This is a genomic window from Pseudofrankia sp. DC12 (assembly GCF_000966285.1).
GTDB lineage: Bacteria > Actinomycetota > Actinomycetes > Frankiales > Frankiaceae > Pseudofrankia.
Genome location: NZ_KQ031391.1, coordinates 4,832,338 through 4,847,804, shown reverse-complemented (window position 1 = coordinate 4,847,804; position 15,467 = coordinate 4,832,338). Strand labels below are relative to the sequence as shown.

Genomic DNA, 15,467 nt, shown 5'->3' with positions numbered 1-15,467 from the left:
CCGAGGCCGCAGACCAGGGAAACGCCTCAGGCCAGTGGGAGGTAGGCGCTGGCGACGGCCTCACGGTTGGCCTCGGCCTCGGCGGCCGTGCCAGACCAGGCGACCCGGCCGTGCCGCAGGACGTGGACCCGGTCGGCGATCGTCAGCGCGCTGCGGACGTGCTGCTCGACGAGCAGGACCGCGAGGCCGTCGTCGGCCGCGGCCCGCACCGCGGTGAGCAGCCGGGTGACGAGCTGCGGCGCCAGGCCGAGCGACAGCTCGTCCGCGAGCAGCGCGACCGGCCGCCGCGCCAGCGCCCGCGCCAGGGTGACCATCTGCTGCTGGCCGCCGGAGAGCAGGCCGGCCTTGCGGTCCAGATGCTCGTCCAGCTCGGGGAAGGCGGCCAGCGCGAGGCCCGGGTCGCAGCGCCCGACCCGCAGGTTCTCCCGCACGGTCAGACTCATGATCACCGAACGGTCCTCGGGGACCAGGCTCAGCCCGGCCCGAGCCCGCCGGTGCAGCGGCGCGGTGGTCGCGGCGCCGGCCCAGTGCACCTCGCCGGAGTGCGGCGCGAGCGCCCCGGCCAGGGTCAGCAGCGTCGTCGTCTTGCCGGCGCCGTTCGGGCCCAGCAGCACGACGACCTCGCCGGCCCGCACCGACAGGTCGAGGTCGCGCACGACCGGCGCGCCACCGTAGCCGGCGGACAGCCCGCGGGCGGCGAGCACGGGGGGCGCGGCCGGCGCCGGCCTGGCACGGCGGAGCCCCCCGGGTGGCCGGGTGGTCTCGCCCCGCCGGGAGCTTGGCAGCCGGGGCATCATCGGCCGGCTCCTGGAGCGACCGGGGCGTCGGTGCTGGCGGTCCGGGCGGCGCGTGGACGCGGGCTGGCGCGGCGGCGCACGTCCGCGCTGACCTGCTCGCCGAGGTAGGCGAGCTGCACGTTCGGGTCGTCGCGGACCTGCGCCGGCGTGCCTTCGGCGATCATCCGGCCGGTGTCCAGCACCAGGATCCGGTCGCAGACGGACATCACGACGTCCATGTCATGTTCGTTGAGCAGGATGCCCAGCCCCCACTCGTCGGCGAGCCGGCGCAGCAGCCGGGCGACCTCGCGGCTCTCGTTCTCGTCCAGGCCGGCGCACGGCTCGTCGAGCAGCAGCACCGCGGGCCGGGCGGCGACCGCGCGGGCGATCGCGAGCAGCCGGCGCCGGCCGTAGGGCAGCTCGGTGACGGCGCGGGTCAGGTCGTCGCGCAGGCCGAAGGCCTCGATCGCGGCCCGAGCCGCGGGTGGCAGCACCCTGGTCCGCGGCCAGACCAGGTTGGTCAGGTACGCCCGCAGGTCACGCGGGTCGCTGGCGGCCTCGATGTTCTCCAGGACGGTGAGGTCCTCGAACAGCTCGAGGTTCTGGAACGACCGTTGGACGCCGCGACGGGCCCGCCGGTGCGCGGGCAGCCGGTCGAGCCGGTGCTCCCCGAGGGTCAGCTGGCGCGCCCTGGCCGGCGTGTACCCGGTGATCGCGTCGACCACGGTGGTCTTGCCCGCGCCGTTCGGGCCGATCAGGCCGACGATCTGGCCGGGTGTCACCCGAAGGTTCACGTCGTCGACGACGGTCACGGCACCGAACCGGACCGTCAGGCCCCAGACGGACAGCGTCGCCGGCTTGATCACGCCGGCGCCCCGGCCGAGCGCGGCCAGCCTCCTGGCCGCTCCCGGCTCGCCCGGCGGGATCAGCTGGCCGGGCGGGTTCAGGTCCGGGGCAGCCAGGTCGGCCGCGCTCGCGGCGAGCAGCTGGTCGGCCCGGCGCCGCTCGCGCGACGCGTACCGGCCGCGCCGCGACGGAGGCGTGAGGCCGGTCGCCACGGCCCGGGCCGCGGCGGCGTTGCCGGGCGCCATCCCGCCGCCCGACGTCGCGAGGATCGTGACGAGCACGATCCCGCCGAGCAACGGGACGTAGCGGTCCAGCTGGGTCAGCCAGTCGAGTACCCGGTCGCTGGCCGCCACGGCCACGGCGGTGAGCACGGCCGCGCCCACCCACGGCGCCGGCCGGCGCCACACCGGCCGGCCCGCCGCCGGCTCGCCGCCCGGCAGCCCTGCCTCGTCGGCGGGCGGCACGGTGCCGCCGTCGGCTGACGCCGCCATGACGCCAGGTGCCGGAGCCCTGTCGGCGAGATCGGGCGGGGCCGTCGCTCGTCCCGCCGCCGGGCCCAGGCGCGCGCCGAGGCTGAAGCCGACGACGGTACCGAGCAGGGCGATCACGGTGCGGGCGAAGGCGGCGACGCCGGTCAGCAGGTCGCCGATCCAGGCGCCGAGGCGGGTGCCAAGCGCGCCGGTCGCCCAGGTGGCACCGGCGAACGCGCCGCTGACCCAGCCGACGCCACCGAGCACCGCGAAGGCGATCAGCAGGATCGAGGTGAACGGCGAGAACAGGCCGCCACCGTAGTCGATGTTGCCGCGGGCGCCGTAGGAGTAGAAGGCGAACAGGACGCCGCCGTAGCCCGCGATCGCGGCCGAGAGCGCGAAGGCGTAGAGCTTCGCGCCGACGACGCTGATCCCGAGCGCCGCGGCGGCCCGCTCGTTGGTCCGGACCGCGATCAGCCGGCGCCCTACCCGGCCGCGGCGCAGGTTCGCGACGGCCACCGCGAGCACGCCGAAGGACAGCAGCGACAGCGTCGCGAACGCCCGCGGCGCCTCGACCGTGTCGAGGCGGACGCCGAACAGCGTCTGATGCCCGACGACGGTGCCCTCCGGATCGCCGAGCACTCCGAACGCCGCCGCGGCCGAGCCGGGTGGCGGCGGCGTGTGGTATCCGCGTTGGAACAGGATCGAGTCGGCCGCGGCGCCCAGGCCGAGGGTGACGACGGCGAGCTGCAGGCCCCGGGTGCGCAGCGCCGGCAGCGCGAACAGCACCCCGACCGCGGCCGTCCCGAGCACACCGAGCGCCAGCGCCGCCTCCAGCGGCCAGCCGCGCACCGCCACCAGCCGTCCGGCGATCAGCGCGGCCACCCCGGAGAACGCCAGCTGAGCCAGCGAGAGCTGCCCGGTCAGGCCGACCAGCACCACGACCGAGAGGATCAGCATCGACCACTGGGCGTTGACATCGAGCGCGTTCACCCAGTCGACCGGCAGCGCGTACCAGATCAGGCAGATCGCCACGGTCATCGTCACGATCAGGGCCGGCCAGTGGATCCGGCCGCTGCCGAGCGCCGGCAGCTTCTCGTTGACGTGGCCCCGGTCCGGGATGTGCCGGCCGCGGATGGCCAGATAGAAGACGATGACCAGCAGCGGGATGGCCCGGTCGACCCCGCTCCAGGCCGGGTGCTTGCTGACCAGCTGGACCTGCGTCTCCACCTCGACGATCGCGAGCACCACGGAGGCGACGAACACCGCGGGGAACGAGCGGAACCCGGCGACCAGCCCGATCGCCAGCGCCGGCACGATCAGCAGCATCAGGTTGGGCGCGCCCAGCGGCTGCTGGAGCGGGGCGAGCAGCACCCCGGCGAGCCCGGCCAGCGCCGCCCCGAGCGTCCACGCCCCGGCGGCCACCAGGTCGGGCGACCACCCGAACGTCGCCGCCGCCCGCGGGTTCTCCGTGACGGCCGTCGCCGCCAGCCCGATCGTGGTGTGCCGGAACAGCGCCCACAGGCCGGCCAGCACGGCGCCGACGACGCCGAGCCGGACGAAGATGCCCCAGTCGACCGGCATCCCGAACAGCGTCACTTGGCCGGTCGGCAGCACGGTCGGCGAGGAGCGCACGGCCGTGCTGTAGATCAGGGTGAGCAGCGCCTGAAGGATGATCAGCAGCCCGAGCGTTGCCATCACCCTCGTCAGCGCCGAGCCGTCCCGCATCGGGCGCATCACCAGGAGGTGGAACAGCAGCCCGATCAGCGCGGTCGAGCCGACGGCGAGCACCGCGGCGAACCAGGTGGGCAGCGACCAGATCACGGCCGCCCCGTGGAAGGAGTAGGCGGCCCAGGCCAGCAGCGCGCCGTGTGCCAGGTTCAGCACGCCGGACCCACGCTGGACGATCACGATCCCGGCCGACATCAGCGCGTACAGGCCGGCCGTGCCCAGACCCAGCAGGGCGTAGCCGATCACGTCGTTCACCGTGGCCTACCCCTTGCACCCGTCGAGCCGAAACCCCCGGCTTCCGGGGAAACGCGGCATTCTGACCAAGGGGCATGGTCGCACAGCGCTCACCCGGAACCGGGGCCGGCGTCGTTCGTTGAACGAGCGAGGGGAGTTGCCGATGCTGGAGCTGGTCGCGGGGGCGAACGGACCGTTACCGCACGGCGTGGTCCAGGCGCGGCTGCCCGGCCCGTTCGACCTGTCGGCGCTGGTCATCGGCGCCGACGGACGGGTCGGCGGCGACGACGACTTCGTCTTCTACAACCAGCCGTCGAGCCGTGGCGTCCGGCTCACCTCCGCCCGGCCCGCCGGCCCCGGCCGCGCCGTCCTGATCGGGGCGGACGAGGTGACGGTGGAGCCTGGGCGGCTGCGGCCCGGCGCGGAGCGGGTGATGCTGGTCGCGAGCCCCGCCGACGGGAGCACCCCGTTCGGCCGGCTGCCAGCGCCGACGGCGACGCTGTACGACAGTGCCGGCGCCGCCGTGGTCCGGCTCGTCCCGCCGCGGCTCGGCCCGGAGACCGCGCTGCTGGTCGGCGAGATCTACCGGCGGGCGGGCGGCTGGCGGGTCCGGACGATCGGCCAGGGCTACGCGGACGGGCTGGCCGGGCTCGCCCGCGACTTCGGCGTCGACGTGGACGAGAGCCCCGCGCCCGCCGGGCCGGCCGCACCACGGGTCCCGGCCGGCCGGAGCCCGAACGACGCTCCGTCGGCACCCGCGGCCAGGCCCTGGTTTGGCTCCGGGCCCGACCCGTCGGTCCCAGGCTCGATTCCCACCCGGGTCCCGGTGCCGCCGCCGCTCATGACGCCACCGCCGCCGGTACCGGAGTCGCCGTCCGACCATTCGCCCTGGTCAGGGCAGGGGCGGGCCCGGGTGTTCGGCGTGTCCGGCCCCTCGCCCGAGCCGGGGCAGTGGGCGCAGCCGTACGGCCGCGACCCGCTGGCCGAGGTGGTCATGCTGACCAACCAGCAGCGCCAGCTGAACGGGCTGCCGCCGCTGGCCCCGGAGCCGCTGCTGGCCAGGGCCGCCGCGGCGCACAGCGCGGACATGGCCGCCCGCCAGTTCTTCGACCACCGCAACCCGGACGGGCTGCAGGTCGCCGACCGGGTCACCGCGCTCGGCTACCGGTTCGGGACCGTCGCGGAGAACATCGCGGCCGGCCAGCGGACCCCAGCCGAGGTGGTCAACGGCTGGATGAACAGCCCCGGCCACCGGCGCAACATCCTGCTGCCCGAGATCACCCAGATCGGCGTCGGCTACTCCCCCAGCGCCGACGTCTACGGCTGCTACTGGACCCAGGTGTTCGGCACGCCGCGCACCTGGTGAGGCCCACGCCGCGGCGGCAGACTCGCCGCCGCGGTGACAACGGGGCCGCTCAGGCTCCGGCCTGCTCCAGGATCTTCAGCGCGTCATAGGTCTGGTTGCCGAGCGGGACGTAGGCCTTGGTCGCAGCGTCCCAGCGGACACCGCGCATCGTCGTGTTGAACAGCCGCTGGGCGCCGGGGATCGGTGACGGCTTGGTGAAGTCCAGCGCCGGGGTGATGCCGCCCAGGTCCAGGTTCGAGGTCCTGTCCAGCTGATCGAGCAGCGCGGCGGACGTCAGCGCGTCGCCGGGGATGGCGCCGGCGACCTTCTCGACGATCTGCACCGACAGCCAGGCACCGATCGTGTCCGTCGAGTTGGTCCGCACCGCCGCGTCCTGGTCGCCGGCCGCGACCTCGGCGTCGAGCTCCTTGAGCGCCCGGGCGATCTCCGGGTACTGGGCGGACTCGCTGAGCTCGGGGAAGGCGCTCGCGAAGACGAGCGAGCCCGCCGCGGCGCCCTCCTGGGTCAGCCAGTCACGGGACAGGACGCCCATCGCGTGGCAGTACTTCTGGCCGGTCGAGCCGCCGGCCCTGACCTCCGCGTAGGCGCCCTGGTCGACGACGACGAGCACGGTGCCGTTGACGCCGGCGCGCCGCAGCTGGGTCGCCGTCGGGGTGAAGTCGCTGGTGTCGATCGGGACCCGCGGTTCGAGGACGAGCGGGGAGCCGGCCTGCTTCGCACCCAGGTCCGCCATCTTCATCAGCCGGTCGACCTGCGGCAGGCTGTAGCCGACCGCGCCGAGCTTCGTCGCGCCGGCCGCCTTCAGCAGCGCCGGGCAGACGGCCGGGTAGTAGGTCAGCGGGCTGAGCATGAAGCTGACCGACGAGGACAGCTCCGAGCCGTCGATCGAGATCCCGGCCGAGCCGATCGACGGGATGTGCGCGGCCTCCAGGATCGGCATGATGCCGCCGCTGGCGCTGACCTCGTTGACGACGGCGAGGACGTGCTCGCTGACCGCCTGGTCCGCGCAGGACTTGGCGGTCTCCGCGTCGTTCTTCTCGTTGCAGTAGACCAGCTCGACCGGGTGGCCCTTGATCCCGCCACGGGTGTTCAGGCCACGCACGGCGGCCTTGGTCGCGCCGAGGATGTCCGGGTAGTTCGAGCCGGCGGTCCCGGTCGGCGCGATGACCATGAGCTTGACCGATGCGCCGGCGGCGAGGGAGGCCGCGCCGCTCCCGGTGCCACCGCCGGTCCCGGACTCGCTGCACGCGGCCAGGGCCAGCGCGGCGCCGAGCGCGGCGCCGGCCAGGCGCAGCGTGTGCCGTCGTCCCACCTGGGACCTCCTCGTCGTTTCCGCGCAACCCGGCGTCGCCGCGGAACCCGTTGTGCCCGCAAAGCTTCGCGCCCGCCGAACCCGTCGTGGCGCCGAACCCGTCGTGGCGCCGAACCCGTCGTGGCCGCCGAACCCGTCGTGGCCGCCGAACCCGTCGTGCCGTCGGTGTCTCTGGCTCGCTGGGCCGAGCACCGACACGGTAGCCGGGCCGGATCCGTCACCGGCGTGTGGGTGGTCGGGGCCGGCCGAGCGCGCCTGCCGCGTACGCTGCGCCGTAGTGGCCCGGTCGCCGTCGCCGTCGCCGTCGGCGTCGGCGTCGGCGTCGGCGTCGGCGTCGGCGTCGGACGGACCGGCCGGACCGGCTCGGCCGCCGTCAGATCAGGTGCGACCAGGCGTAGGCGAAGCCCATGATCTGGTCGGTCAGCGTCTCGAAACGGTCGGCGACCGACGGGTTCGCGATCGCGCCATACGGGTCGATCGCCGCGCTCTCGTGCTTGCTCAGGCTGATCCCGAGCGGGGTGGGCCAGCCGCCGAGCGCGTGCACGCGGGCGCGCAGCGCCGGCAGCGCGCCGCCGGCACCCGGGCCCTCATCGCAGGCCAGCAGCCCGACCGGCCGGGCCTCCAGGCACGGCCTCGGCGCGTCCCGCAGGTCCCACAGGTAGTCGAGCGCGTTCGTGACCAGGCTCGACGTCCCGCCGAGGTAGTCGGGGGCGGCGATGAGCAGGCCGTCGGCGCGGCCGATCTCGCTGACCAGGCGGCGGGCTCCCGCGGCACGCTCGCCGCCGTCCGGCTGGTAGGGCGGCAGCTCCAGCTCGGCGAGACTCATGATCACCGTCTCGGCACCGGCCTGTGCCACCATCTTGATCGCCGCGCCCAGGGCACGCATCGTCGGCGCGTCGGCCCGCGGCGAGCCGCCCAGGCCGACGATCACCGGCCGCCGCCGCCCGGACTGGCCCGGGCCGACGCCCGGATTACGGCGCTCCAGCCCCGGCCCCATCCCGCCGCCGAGGTCGGCCGGCGCTCCCGCGGGGCGACGGACCGCCATCGGAGAGCCGTCGCGTACCGAAGCCGGAATGGTTCCGAACCCGTCCACCCGCACGCTCCCTCACGACCGGCCGTTGACGGATATTGACAGATTGAGCGTATGCGCCGCTGAGCACGAAGAATGCGCGGGTCTTGGGCATGTCTGTCCGATGGTGTTCCGGTGGTCGTCGCATGCCCGGTTCCCGCTGGGTTCGCGCTTGGTGTTGGTCCAGCGACCGTGCGCTCTACCAACGAGTCGTCGTCGACACAGGTTCGCCACCCCGGTCCGACGCGGACGGACAACCTGTTCTCGCTCGCAACGTGTTCCGGCTCGCAGCCCGTTCCTGTTGACAACGCGGGCCAGCCGCGTCTCGTTCTGGCTGGCAACAGGCGTAACGAACGACCAACCGGCCGTCTTGTGGGTGTAACAGGGCAGTCTTACGTTGACCGGCATGAACGATGCTGTCGATCCCGCCCTGCGCCGGCGCGCCGTAGACGCCGCCCGGGGCGCCGGCCCGTTCGATCTGCTGATCACCGGGGGCAGCGTCGTCGACGTCGGAACCTGCGAGGTGCGCCCGGCCGATGTCGGGCTGGTCGGGCCGCTGATCGCCTCGGTCCACCCCACCGGCAGCCGGACCGACGCGCTGGATGTGTTCGACGCGACCGGCCGGTTCGTCGCCCCGGGCCTGGTCGACATGCACGTCCACTTCGAGAGCTCGATGCTGACGCCCGGCGCCTACGCCACCGCCGTCTGCCCGCGCGGCACGACGACGATCTTCGGCGATCCGCACGAGCTGGCGAACGTCGCCGGCGTCGCCGGGGTGCGCTACGCCGTCGAGGCGAGCCGCGGCCTGCCGGTTCGGTTCATCGTGCAGGCGCCCTCGTGCGTGCCGCCGATGCCCGGCCTGGAGCTCTCCGGGGCCGACCTGCACGGCCCGGACGTCGCCGAGATGCTCGCCTGGCCGGAGGTCGGCGGCCTCGCCGAGGTGATGGACATGCTCGGCGTGCTGACCAGCGACGGCCGGATGGTCGACGTCGTCGCCGCCGGGCTGGCCAGCGGGAAGATCGTCAGTGGCCACGCCGCCGGCCTGAGCGGGCCGGAACTGCAGGCGTACCTTGCGGCGGGGATCACCTCGGACCACGAGATCGTTGCCGAGCCGGACGCGATGGAGAAGCTGCGCAGCGGGATGACCGTCGAGCTGCGCGGCGCGTTCGAGCACCTGCTCCCCGGCCTCGTCGCCGAGCTGAACGCGCTGCCGGAGCTGCCGACACACCTGTGCGCGGCGACCGACGACCTGTTCGCCCTGACCCTGCTCACCGACGGCGGCGTCGACCACTTGCTGCGCCGCCTGATCGGCTTCGGCCTCGACCCGGTGCGGGCGCTGCGGATCGCCACCTACCACGCGGCCTACCGCCTGGAGCGCACCGACCTCGGCCTGGTCGCCGCCGGCCGGCAGGCCGACCTCATCGTGTTGTCCGATCTGGCGTCGGTGACGGTCGACGACGTCTTCACCGCCGGCCGCCATGTCGCCTCCGGCGGGCGGATGCTCGTCGACGTCGTCGAGGGGCCGAGCGAGCCGCCGCTGGACACCATGAAGATCGGCCCCGTGACGCCGGCCGACATGGTCCTGCGCGTCGGCGACCTGCCGGGCGGCACCGCGAACGGCTCCGCCCGGCTCCGGGTGCTCGCCGGACCGATCTTCACCCAGTGGGGCGAGGCCGAGGCGGAGATCCGCGACGGCGTCGTCGTGCCACCGCCGGGGCACATGCTCCAGCTCACGGCACACCGCCACGGCCGGATCTCGGCCCGGCCGCAGGCGGCGCTGATCTCCGGCTGGGGCGAGTGGACCGGGGCGATCGCCACGTCGGTCTCGCACGACACCCACAACCTGGTCGTCTTCGGCCGCGACCCGGTCGACATGGCCGCCGCGGCCAACCGGGTGATCTCGACCGGCGGCGGTGTCGCCGTCGCGGCCGGCGGCGAGGCCACCGCGTCGATCGCACTCCCGATCGCCGGCATCCTCTCCCCGCTGACCGCCCCAGAGGTCGCGGCCGCCCAGCGAGCCCTGACCGAGGCCGCCCGCGAGATCGGCCTCGACCTGCACCTGCTCACCCAGCCGCTGTTCCACGTGATGGTCGCGGCCCTGGCCTGCCTGCCCGGCCCGCACGTCACCGACCTCGGCCTCATCGACGGCACCACCGGCCAGCTCATCCCCTCCCCCCTCCTGGCCTGACCACCGTTCTGCCAGCGGTTGGGGACCACCCGCCGCCGAGTCCTACGGAATGGTCCCGGCAACGCTCAGGCAGCGGCCACAATGCAGGACCGGGCCCAGCCAGCCAGGGGGCTCAGGCCACCGAGGTGCCGGGGGTCGGCCGGCCGCGCAGGACGATGAGGTCGGGCGCCGCCAGGACGGAGACGTCGGCGCGCGGGTCCTCGGGGTAGACGACCAGGTCGGCGGGGGCGCCCTCGTCCAGGCCGGGGAAGCCGAGCCAGGCGCGGGCCGACCAGGTCGTGGCCGCGAGCGCGGTGAGCGGGGGCAGGCCCGCCTTCACCAACTCGGCCACCTCGGCGGCGACCAGTCCGTGCGGCAGCGACCCACCGGCGTCGGTGCCGACGTAGATGGGGATCCCCGCGTCGTGGGCGGCGCCGATGGTCGCGTACCGGCGGGCGTGCAGAGCGAGCATGTGCTTGTGGTAAAGGGGGAACCTGTCCTGCGCCGGGGCCGCGATCGCCGGGAACGTGGCGATGTTGACCAGCGTCGGGACGATCGCGATGCCGCGGGCCGCGAACACGGAGATGGTGTCGTCGGACAGGCCGGTCGCGTGCTCGACGCAGTCGATGCCCGCGGCGGCGAGGTCGGGCAGCGAGTCCTCGGCGAAGCAGTGCGCCGTCACCCGGGCGCCGGCGGCGTGCGCGGCGGCGATCGCCTCGGTGACGGCGTCGGCCGGCCAGCACGACGCGAGGTCGCCGAGCGAGCGGTCGATCCAGTCGCCGACGAGCTTCACCCAGCCGTCGCCACGGCCGGCCTGGCGCACGGCCTCGGCGGCCAGGCCGGCCGGCTCGACCTCCTCGGCGTAGTTGCGGATGTAGCGGCGGCTGCGGGCGATGTGCCGGCCGGCACGCACGAGCCGCGGCAGGTCGTCGCGGTCGTCGATCCAGCGGGTGTCGGCCGGCGAGCCGGCGTCACGCAGCAGCAGGGCACCGGCGTCCCGGTCGGCCAGCGCCTGGGCGAGCGTGGTGTCCCCGTCGACGGCGCCGTGCGCGCCGAGGCCGACGTGGCAGTGGGCGTCGACGAGGCCGGGCAGCGCCCAGCCCCGCACGGTGCGGACGTCGGCCGGGCCGGTGGGGGCGTCGAAGGTGATCCGGCCGCCGACGACCCACAGCTCGTCACGGGCCTCCGTCGGCCCGGCCAGGATCCGGCCGGCGACATGGAGGACTTCGCGCCGGTCCCCTGATTGCCATGTGTTCGCCACGCGACCATGCTTAACCCACGTGACGATGAACTACCGAGTACTCGGCCGCACTGGCGTGCGGGTTACCCCACTGTGCCTGGGCGCGATGATGTTCGGCGCCTGGGGGAATCCCGACCACGACGAGTCCATAAAGATCATTCACCGGGCCCTGGACGCCGGGGTCAACTTCGTCGACACCGCCGACGTCTACTCGGCCGGCGAGTCGGAGACGATCGTCGGGAAGGCGCTGGCCGGCCGCCGCGACGACGTCGTGCTGGCGACCAAGGCGTACATGCCGATGGGCGAGGGCCCGAACCGGGGCGGTCTGTCCCGGCGCTGGCTCATCCAGGAGTGCGAGAACAGCCTGCGCCGCCTCAACACCGAGTACATCGACCTCTACCAGGTGCATCGGCCCGACCCGACGACCGAGATCGACGAGACTCTCGGCGCGCTCACCGACCTGGTCCGGGCCGGCAAGATCCGCTACTTCGGCAGCTCGACGTTCCCGGCGCACGAGGTGGTCGAGGCGCAGTGGATGGCCGAGAAGCGCGGCCGGGAGCGCTTCGTCACCGAGCAGCCGCCCTACTCGATCCTGGTCCGCGGCATTGAGGCCGACCTGCTGCCCGTCGCCCAGAAATACGGCATGGGCGTGCTTCCGTGGAGCCCGCTGGCCGGCGGCTACCTTTCCGGCCGGTACACCCGTAACAGCGGACTGGACGTCACGAGCAGCCGGGCCGAGCGGATTCCGCAGCGGTTCGACATGACGATTGCGACCAACCGACGCAAGGCCGAGCTGGCCATCGCGCTGGCCGATGTGGCGGTCGAGGCCGGGATCAGCCTGATCGAGCTGGCCATCGCGTTCGTCATCCGCCACCCGGCGGTGACCTCGGCGATCATCGGCCCGCGCACGATGGAGCACCTGGAAAGCCAGCTCACCGGGGCCGACGTGACGCTCGACGACGCGACGCTCGACCGCATCGACGAGCTCGTCCCGCCGGGCACGAACGTCAACCCGGCCGACGCCGGCTGGATCGCGCCGTCGCTGGCGAAGCCGGCGCTGCGGCGCCGGTAGACGTCCTGGCGAATCGCCGTTTTGGCCCTCCCGCGACCGGAAGACCGCGCTGCTCGCGACCAGCCGAGGGCCAAGACGGCGATCACGACCGGCGAGGCCGGTGGCGCCAGGCCGCTGGACGGCGCCCAGGCCACGGCCTAGTGACCGACGCGCAGACCCGGCCAGCTGATCGCCGTCCCTGCCCTGGCCTGGTCGCGGGTGGGCCCGGTTCGCGACCGCACCCAGGGCCGGGGCAGCGATCAGCTGGGTGCCAGCCCGGCGGCTTGACGCCGCGCTGGCGCCGGGCTGACGCCGGGCTGACGCGCTGGCGCCGGGCTGACGCGCTGGCTACCTGCGACGGCCTGACTGCCACGGTCCCTTGATGGCGAGGGTTACGCCGTCCTCCTGGATGTTGGCGTAGAGCCAGGCGCCATCCGGGGAGAAGGTGGCGCCCGCGAACTCGGCCTGGCTGACGGAGCGGGCCAGCGGGTAGGGATTGCCATCGTCTCCGACGACGACCAGGTGATTGTCTCCGTCGCCGTCCTCGCACAGGATCATCTCGCCCCAGGCCGAGATGTGGATGTTGTCCGGCCCGTCGAACGGCCCGCTCGGCGCGAACCGGAGCACCAGCTCGATGGTGTTCGCCCGTGGGTCGTAGCGCCACACCTGGCCCTCGTGCAGGCCGACTGCCGGCGCCGCCTTGGCGTAGCTGGAGACGAAGTACGCCGAGCCGTCGCGGAAGTAGATGCCTTCGGCCTTGGGCACCCGGGAGACGGTGCCGTCGGCGAACTGCTTGCGCACCGAGGTCGAGGCCGCGCCCGGGTCCGGCACGTCGACCCACTTCACCGCCAGCTTCGTGCCCAGCGTCGTGACGCCCGAGAGGTCGGCGAGGCCACCGGCGAACAACGCCTGAAGCTTGCCGCCGGCGCGAAGACTGCCGGGGCCGCCGAGCGGGCGCTTCGGCAGGAACCGGTAGACGAGGCCGAACGGCCCGGACGCGTCCTCGGTCAGGTAGAGGGTGCCGGTCCGCGGGTCGACCGCGACCGCCTCGTGGGCGTAGCGGCCCAGGGCGGCCAGCGGCACCGGGGCAGCGTCGTGCAGCCGGCCGAACGGGTCGACCTCGAAGACGTAGCCGTGCCGCTTGGTCAGCTTGGCGTCGTCGGCTGGGGAGAGCTCGGTCTCCTCGCAGGTCAGCCAGGTGCCCCAGGGGGTCGGGCCGCCGGCGCAGTTGCGGACCGTGCCCGCGAGGCCGACCCGTTCCGAGACCAGCCTGCCGCCGTCGACGACGAGCACCGTGTTCCCGCCGTCGGCCCCCTCGTCGTAGACGAGGCCCGTCACGTGCGGGACCGGGTAGGTCACTTCGTGGGTGAGTTCGTGGTTGCGCACGATCGCGGTGTGCCGGCCGGCCGCGAACGTGTGCATGCCGTCCTGAAAGGCCGGGCTGAGCCCGCCGCCGGCCAGCGGGGTGCCCTGGACGGAGACCTTCGTGTAGCTGAATCCCCTGGGCAGGTCGCAGACGCCGTTGGGATCGGCCACCAGGTCGCCGTAACCCTTGAACACCGGGCCTCTGCCGGGGCCCTGTGGGCCACCCGCCTGGGCGGGAGCGCCGAAGACCGACCCCACTGCGCCGGACAGGACGATGCCCAGGCCGGCCGCGCCGGTACCGAGAAGCTGACGACGATTTACAGACATATGGAGCCTCCTTCGCCGGCCGTCAGGCTTCCAGCCCGACGTGACCACGAGGCGACACCGACACGAACGACTACAGACAAGTAGATCTACAGCGGCCTCCGCGCGGCGTCGCCCTGGGCGCCACGAACTACCGGGCCGCGCAGATCGGCAGATCAGCGGCCACTGCCGGGCCATTGCCACGGGCGCACGATGATCCGCACCCGGAGAAACGAGAACACGTTCCTCGAAGGCTCTGGTCAACCGATCGGAGATCGGCCAGACTGCGCCGTGGGCCGTGATGTGCAGCACACGGACCCTCTGCGTCTGAGCAGTCAGGTACAGGCGAGCCCCGCGTCCGGGGCCGGAGGGTCCGCGCAGCCGCGCGTCTCGGGCCGCGCGCGGCCGCCTCCGGGCGAGCCCGCGCGGCATCCGCGTTTCCCGCGGGGCACCCGAGCGGTCCGCGCCAGCGGGCCGGCGCCGGGACGCCCGTCGCGGCGCCAGGCCCGTGGCTGGCCCTGGATCGCACAGCCGAGGAGACAACAACCATGCCCGTTCGGACCAGACCCGCGCCGGTCGCGGACCCGGCCCCGTCCACCGCACCGCCGACCAGCGCGGCCTCGCCCAACGGGGCCGAGGCACCCAGCGGCGCGGCCACGCCCGCGCGCCCCAGACCGGTACCCAGGCCCCGCGCCGCCGTCGACGCTCGAACACTGCGCCAGGACAACTGGTGGATCGCGCCGGTGTTCACCGTGGCCGTGCTGACCGGGTTCACCGTGTATGGCATCTGGGCCGCGCTGCGCAACGGCAACTACTTCGCCAAGCCGTACCTGTCGCCGTTCTACTCGCCGTGCCTCACCTCGAACTGCGCCGACGACGCGACGCCGCACATCTTCGGCAACATCAACCCGGTCTCGCCGGCGCTGCTCATCCTGGTGTTCCCGCTCGGGTTCCGGCTGACCTGCTACTACTACCGGAAGGCGTACTACCGGTCGTTCTGGTGGGCCCCGCCGGCGTGTGCCGTCCCGGACGCCCGGCGCGGCTACTCGGGTGAGACGAAGTTCCCGCTGCTGCTGCAGAACGCGCACCGCTACTTCTTCTACTTCGCGCTCGTCTTCGCCGCCCTGCTCACGTATGACGCGGTCCTCGCGTTCATCTTCCCGGGCGGGAAGTTCGGCGTCGGCGTCGGCACCGGTGTCCTGGTGGTGAACTCGGCGCTGATCTGGTGCTACACGCTGTCCTGCCACTCCTGCCGGCACCTGTGCGGCGGCGGGCTGAAGCTGCTGTCCAAGGCGCCGCTGCGCCGGCGGGTCTGGGCCCAGCTCTCGGTGCTCAACCGCAACCACATGTGGTTCGCCTGGGCGAGCCTGCTCTGGATCATGGTGGCCGACTTCTATGTCTGGCTGGTCGCCTCCGGGACCATCACCGACCCGCACTGGATCTCCTAGGCGACCGCCGCCGCGCGGGGCGTCGCCCTTTCGCGCGGCAAGGCCAGGTCCCCTGAGCGGTCCATCGCTCACACGGTCGGAAAGGAAAG

At 73.7% G+C, this 15,467-nt stretch carries 10 protein-coding genes; 4 read left to right on the top strand and 6 right to left on the bottom strand.

Going from position 1 to position 15,467, the window contains the following annotated elements:
* Nucleotides 1–26: 26 nt before the first annotated feature.
* Both FRADC12_RS19510 and FRADC12_RS19505 read right to left on the bottom strand, forming a co-directional pair.
* Nucleotides 27–797 carry an ABC transporter ATP-binding protein gene (locus FRADC12_RS19510; RefSeq protein WP_045877713.1) on the bottom strand — a complete coding sequence of 257 codons (771 nt, stop codon included), beginning with the start codon at nt 795–797 and terminating at the stop codon, nt 27–29.
* The gene (locus FRADC12_RS19505) at nt 794–4,078 is read right to left on the bottom strand and encodes an ABC transporter permease subunit (RefSeq protein WP_045877712.1); all 3,285 of its coding nucleotides are present in this window, start codon (nt 4,076–4,078) and stop codon (nt 794–796) included. The genes FRADC12_RS19510 and FRADC12_RS19505 overlap by 4 nt, the downstream gene beginning before the upstream one ends.
* Nucleotides 4,079–4,220: 142 nt before the next feature.
* On the opposite strand from FRADC12_RS19505, the gene FRADC12_RS19500 reads away from it, so the two are divergent.
* Nucleotides 4,221–5,423: a CAP domain-containing protein gene (locus FRADC12_RS19500; protein WP_045877711.1), complete on the top strand. Its 1,203-nt coding sequence runs from the start codon at nt 4,221–4,223 to the stop codon at nt 5,421–5,423.
* A 49-nt stretch (nt 5,424–5,472) separates the two neighbouring features.
* Here the strand turns inward: FRADC12_RS19500 and FRADC12_RS19495 are convergent, their stop codons facing one another.
* Together FRADC12_RS19495 and FRADC12_RS19485 are read right to left on the bottom strand one after the other, a co-directional pair.
* A complete protein-coding gene (locus FRADC12_RS19495) occupies nt 5,473–6,735 on the bottom strand; it encodes an ABC transporter substrate-binding protein (RefSeq protein ID WP_045877710.1) in 1,263 nt (420 codons plus the stop codon).
* A gap of 373 nt (nt 6,736–7,108) precedes the next feature.
* Nucleotides 7,109–7,828 carry an NADPH-dependent FMN reductase gene (locus FRADC12_RS19485; protein ID WP_232303899.1) on the bottom strand — a complete coding sequence of 240 codons (720 nt, stop codon included), beginning with the start codon at nt 7,826–7,828 and terminating at the stop codon, nt 7,109–7,111.
* Nucleotides 7,829–8,210: 382 nt separating this feature from the next.
* Between FRADC12_RS19485 and FRADC12_RS19480 the strand changes: the two genes are divergently transcribed.
* Nucleotides 8,211–9,992, top strand: coding sequence for an adenine deaminase (locus tag FRADC12_RS19480; protein WP_045877709.1), 1,782 nt, complete (start codon nt 8,211–8,213; stop codon nt 9,990–9,992).
* A 112-nt stretch (nt 9,993–10,104) separates the two neighbouring features.
* Here the strand turns inward: FRADC12_RS19480 and FRADC12_RS19475 are convergent, their stop codons facing one another.
* The gene (locus FRADC12_RS19475) at nt 10,105–11,232 is read right to left on the bottom strand and encodes an amidohydrolase family protein (protein ID WP_045877708.1); all 1,128 of its coding nucleotides are present in this window, start codon (nt 11,230–11,232) and stop codon (nt 10,105–10,107) included.
* 25 nt (nt 11,233–11,257) lie between these two features.
* On the opposite strand from FRADC12_RS19475, the gene FRADC12_RS19470 reads away from it, so the two are divergent.
* Nucleotides 11,258–12,283: an aldo/keto reductase gene (locus FRADC12_RS19470; protein ID WP_045879885.1), complete on the top strand. Its 1,026-nt coding sequence runs from the start codon at nt 11,258–11,260 to the stop codon at nt 12,281–12,283.
* A 327-nt stretch (nt 12,284–12,610) separates the two neighbouring features.
* Here FRADC12_RS19470 and FRADC12_RS19465 read toward each other — a convergent pair whose 3' ends face one another.
* Nucleotides 12,611–13,954: an alkaline phosphatase PhoX gene (locus tag FRADC12_RS19465; protein WP_045877707.1), complete on the bottom strand. Its 1,344-nt coding sequence runs from the start codon at nt 13,952–13,954 to the stop codon at nt 12,611–12,613.
* Nucleotides 13,955–14,478: 524 nt separating this feature from the next.
* Here FRADC12_RS19465 and sdhC point away from each other — a divergent pair.
* Nucleotides 14,479–15,378: a succinate dehydrogenase subunit SdhC gene (gene sdhC / locus FRADC12_RS19460; protein WP_045877706.1), complete on the top strand. Its 900-nt coding sequence runs from the start codon at nt 14,479–14,481 to the stop codon at nt 15,376–15,378.
* The last annotated feature ends 89 nt before the right edge of the window (nt 15,379–15,467 follow it).

Coding starts and splice junctions, on each gene's coding strand:
- FRADC12_RS19510 (WP_045877713.1), bottom strand. CDS start 797: ATGATGCCCCGGCTGCCAAGCTCCCGGCGGGGCGAGACCACCCGGCCA.
- FRADC12_RS19500 (WP_045877711.1), top strand. CDS start 4,221: ATGCTGGAGCTGGTCGCGGGGGCGAACGGACCGTTACCGCACGGCGTG.
- FRADC12_RS19480 (WP_045877709.1), top strand. CDS start 8,211: ATGAACGATGCTGTCGATCCCGCCCTGCGCCGGCGCGCCGTAGACGCC.
- FRADC12_RS19470 (WP_045879885.1), top strand. CDS start 11,258: ATGAACTACCGAGTACTCGGCCGCACTGGCGTGCGGGTTACCCCACTG.
- FRADC12_RS19465 (WP_045877707.1), bottom strand. CDS start 13,954: ATGTCTGTAAATCGTCGTCAGCTTCTCGGTACCGGCGCGGCCGGCCTG.
- sdhC (WP_045877706.1), top strand. CDS start 14,479: ATGCCCGTTCGGACCAGACCCGCGCCGGTCGCGGACCCGGCCCCGTCC.